The 4,311-nt window shown below is 47.9% G+C and carries 3 protein-coding genes and 1 rRNA gene; 3 read left to right on the top strand and 1 reads right to left on the bottom strand.

The window, feature by feature from the left end; all coding sequences use genetic code 11:
- Positions 1-76: 76 nt before the first annotated feature.
- A 5S ribosomal RNA gene (gene rrf / locus AACR41_RS00250) occupies positions 77-194 on the top strand.
- A gap of 160 nt (positions 195-354) precedes the next feature.
- On the opposite strand, the gene AACR41_RS00245 is transcribed toward rrf, so the two are convergent.
- On the bottom strand, positions 355-1,236 hold the full coding sequence (locus AACR41_RS00245) for a 4-hydroxybenzoate solanesyltransferase (protein WP_030008323.1): 882 nt from the start codon (positions 1,234-1,236) through the stop codon (positions 355-357).
- Positions 1,237-1,328: 92 nt separating this feature from the next.
- Here AACR41_RS00245 and AACR41_RS00240 point away from each other — a divergent pair, with 92 nt between their 5' ends.
- Positions 1,329-2,969: a Ppx/GppA phosphatase family protein gene (locus AACR41_RS00240; RefSeq protein WP_030008322.1), complete on the top strand. Its 1,641-nt coding sequence runs from the start codon at positions 1,329-1,331 to the stop codon at positions 2,967-2,969.
- 165 nt (positions 2,970-3,134) lie between these two features.
- Complete coding sequence (thrC, locus tag AACR41_RS00235; protein ID WP_045442698.1) at positions 3,135-4,244, top strand: threonine synthase; 1,110 nt, start codon at positions 3,135-3,137, stop codon at positions 4,242-4,244.
- Positions 4,245-4,311: the final 67 nt, after the last annotated feature.

The following is a 4,311-nucleotide window of genomic DNA, read 5'->3' as shown; positions in this document are numbered from 1 at the left end:
CAGATGGTTAGACTAAGTATTTCGATGAACTAATGAGTATTTTGTGCAGTCTTGAGGGTGTGAGACCACACCACTGCTTGGTGTTTTTAGCATAGTGGAACCACACTGATTCCATCCCGAACTCAGATGTGAAACGCTATAGCGGCGACGATACCTGTGGGGTAGCCTACCGGGAAAATAGCTCAATGCCAAGCTTCTCTCTTTTATGGAAAACTGAATATCTTATTCTTCAACTTTATATTCTAATCAAAGCACTCAATCTACAGGTTGAGGGCTTTATTTGTCGTGTAGAACTACAGTAAAGCTGTCTTTCTACCATGACAGCTTGTGATATTTTCTAAGTAACTGAGAGGTCTAAAATATAAAGCTACTAATCATTCCACTGAGGAGAATAAAGCCAATCGTAACGTTCTCTTCGAAGAGTCGATTGTAGGCTTTGCGGGGAAGATTGGGTTTCCGAATTTTTAGATATTGTTTAAACCAAAGACCGACAGCGATCGCCCAGGCGATACCGTAAATCAAAAGATTAATATTCAATGTTTTGCCTAGAATAGCAAGACAAGTCGCTGTTAAGACAAAGAAAATACCGACGGCTTCGGGGGCAAATTTACCAAAAAAAATAGCGCTAGAATTAATGCCAATTTTCAAATCATCATCCCGGTCGGAGAGAGCGTAGATGGTATCAAAACCTAAAGTCCAGAAAACTGTTGCACCCCATAACAGCCAGGTTGCAGCAGTTAAATTTTGGGTCACAGCACTCCAACTAATGAGAACGGCAAAGCCCCAGGCGATCGCCAAAACAAGTTGAGGTACTGGAAAGAAACGTTTTGCCAGAGGGTAAGCAATAATCACGGGCACTGCGGCGACGCATAGCCAAAAACTAAGGGGATTTGTCCAGGGATTAAAATAAAAAGCTAATCCGGCGGCACACAAAAAGAAGGCGATCGCCGTAATAATTCCTACTTTGACCGTGAGAGCTTTGGAAGCGAGGGGGCGAACTTTTGTTCGTTCCACTTTGGGATCTATATCTCGGTCCCATAAATCATTTACAACGCAGCCCGCAGCACTGGTTGTAATTGCTCCAAGGATAATCACTAAGACCAGTTTCCAGTCGGGTTTGGCCTCAGCCGCTAAGAAGACGGCCCATAGGGCAGGAATGATTAGAATTAAGCGACCTGCCGGTTTATCCCAGCGTAATAAATAGATAATTTTTTTCCAGGTAGGCTCAGAAACCATAGATGTTCAACGAAGAGATGTCATAAAAAATCAGTAAATCGGAGGTAATCCTTAATAATAGAGAAGTCAGCAAAGATGACAGACATAAATCTATGGCTACTTCCGTCTATCAGCTTAAAACGAATTCCACTCAATTTGCGAATGTCACCCAAGGGGAGGACTGTACCCTAGCAGCGATTGATATCGGCACCAACTCAATTCACATGGTGATTGTCAAAATTCAACCCAGCCTGCCCGCATTTACAATTGTGGCCCGGGAAAAAGATACGGTGCGCCTTGGTCATCGCGATCGCCTCACAGGAAACCTGACGGAAGCCGCCATGGATCGTTCTTTAAATGCCCTCCGTCGTTGTCAGGATCTAGCGACGAGTTTTCAGGTGGATTCTTTAGTAGCAGTGGCAACCAGTGCCGTGCGAGAAGCCCCCAATGGTCGAGAATTTTTGCAACGGATTGAAGCAGAACTAGGCTTAGAAGTTGATCTAATCTCCGGCCAAGAAGAAGCGCGCCGTATCTACCTCGGCGTTTTATCAGCCGTTGACTTTAACCAACAACCCCATGTTTTGATTGATATTGGGGGCGGTTCGACAGAAATTAGCCTGGTAGAAAGCCATGAAGCACGCTTTCTTAGCAGCACAAAGGTGGGAGCGGTGCGGTTAACCCAGGATTTTGTGAATACTGATCCAATTAGCAACCGGGAATTTGCGGCCCTACAAGCTTATATTCGGGGGATGTTAGAGCGTCCCATTGAAGAACTACAAGAGCATCTTTTCCCGGAAGAACAGGTACAAATGATCGGCACCTCTGGCACCATTGAAACCTTGGCAGCAATGCACGCGATGGCAGATTTAGGGAATGTGCCTAATCCCCTCCATGGCTATACGTTTTCGCGTCAAGACTTGGGCAAATTGATCCAACAGATGCGGGAGCTTAATTGTCGGGAGCGCTCAAATTTACCAGGGATGTCCGATAAGCGCGCAGAAATTATCCTGGCAGGGGCAATCATCCTCCAAGAAGCGATGGATCTATTGCAGCTGAAAAAAATTACCCTCTGTGAACGGGCGTTGCGGGAAGGGGTGATCGTCGACTGGATGCTTTCCCATGGTTTGATTGAAAGTCGCCTGCAATACCAAAGTTCGATTCGAGAACGGAGTGTGATGGCGATCGCCAAAAAATATCGCGTTGATTTGGTCGCCAGTAAACGCACTGCCGTATTTTCTCTGAGTCTCTTTGATCAGCTCCAGGGGGGGCTGCACCAATGGGACACCGAAGCGAGGGAAATGCTCTGGGCAGCGGCGATTCTCCATAACTGTGGTCTTTACATTAGCCATGCGGCCCACCATAAACATTCCTACTATCTGATTCGTAATGCAGAGCTCCTCGGTTTCAATGAGACCCAATTAGAAATCGTCGCGAACCTCGCCCGCTACCACCGCAAAAGCAAGCCGAAGAAAAAACACGAAAATTATCAAAATCTCATCCACAAAGAACACCGACAGATGGTGAGTGAGCTGAGTGCGATCATGCGGCTTGCGGTGGCCCTTGACCGACGTCAGGTGGGGGCGATCGCCGAAATTCAGTGTGACTTCGATGCGAAACAGCGTTTACTCACCCTCAAGCTGACCCCAACCCATAGGGATGATGCCTGCGAACTAGAGCTCTGGAGTTTAAACTATAACAAGGAGATCTTTGAAGAAGAATTTGCAGTAACCGTGGCCGCCCATCTATGCCCCTAAACTCTTAGAATAGTTAATCCACGTTAATCTTTTCTTAAAATCCCTGTACCAATGCGGCGGCGATCGCCCCTGTGACTAGCCCAGATAGCCCCTTGCTGCTACCCTTTAGAGAAGATTTCGTTTGTTTGACTACACTTTCTAAACTTTAAGAGAACAATTGTGGTTCTGAGTACTCCTAAAGCCGATCCGACCTCTGCTCCCTTTCCGACCCACCATGCTGCTAAGTGGCCGGGTCTGATTAACGCGTATCGCCAATATCTCCCCGTAACCGACAGCACCCCCGTGGTGACCCTCTACGAAGGCAATACTCCCCTGATTCCCATTCCCAGTATTGCCGCAGAAATTGGTCGTGGGGTGCAAGTCTATGCTAAATATGACGGCCTAAATCCCACGGGGAGCTTTAAAGACCGGGGCATGACCATGGCAATTACCAAAGCCAAGGAAGCAGGGGCCGAAGCCGTAATTTGTGCGAGTACTGGGAACACATCTGCCGCTGCTGCTGCCTATGCTAGACGGGCAGGTCTACGGGCATTTGTCCTAATTCCCGATGGTTATGTGGCCCTAGGAAAATTAGCCCAGGCTTTGTTATATGGGGCTGAAGTGATCGCCATTGAAGGCAACTTTGATAACGCCCTCAGCATCGTGCGACAAATGTCGGAAAATTACCCTGTAACACTGGTCAATTCTGTGAATCCCTACCGGCTCCAGGGTCAAAAAACCGCAGCATTTGAAGTGGTCGATGCCCTCGGTGAAGCACCGGATTGGCTTTGTATCCCCGTAGGCAATGCAGGGAATATCACAGCCTATTGGATGGGATTTTGTGAATACCATGAACTAAATAAAGCGACGAAGCTCCCCCGGATGATGGGCTTTCAAGCGTCTGGTGCGGCACCGTTTATCCAGGGAGGGCCTGTCCATAACCCGGAAACCCTGGCAACGGCAATTCGCATTGGTAACCCGGTAAACTGGGACAAAGCCCACGGGGTGCAAGCGGCTAGCCAAGGGGCTTTTAATGCGGTGACCGACGAAGAAATTATTGAGGCTTATCGCAAGCTTGGGGCTAACGAAGGCATTTTTTGTGAACCTGCCAGTGCCGCCTCGGTGGCCGGACTTTTGAAAGTCAAAGATCAAGTGCCAACAGGAGCAACTGTGGTCTGTGTCTTGACGGGTAATGGTTTAAAAGATCCCGATGCGGCGATCGCCCACAGTTTATCAAAAGGGCAAACCGGAATTCCTGCAAATATGGCAGCGGTGGCTAAGGCAATGGGATTCTAGGCTGTAATTCAATCACTTCAACAAAACTGCGCCTGAATCTGCTGAGGATTTGGGCGTTTTTTTCGGG

Origin of the sequence: Picosynechococcus sp. NKBG042902, from assembly GCF_963864045.1 — a bacterium.
GTDB lineage: Bacteria > Cyanobacteriota > Cyanobacteriia > Cyanobacteriales > MRBY01 > MRBY01.
The sequence above is the reverse complement of the archived record's forward strand: the minus strand, read 5'-3'. Positions and strand labels throughout refer to the sequence as shown.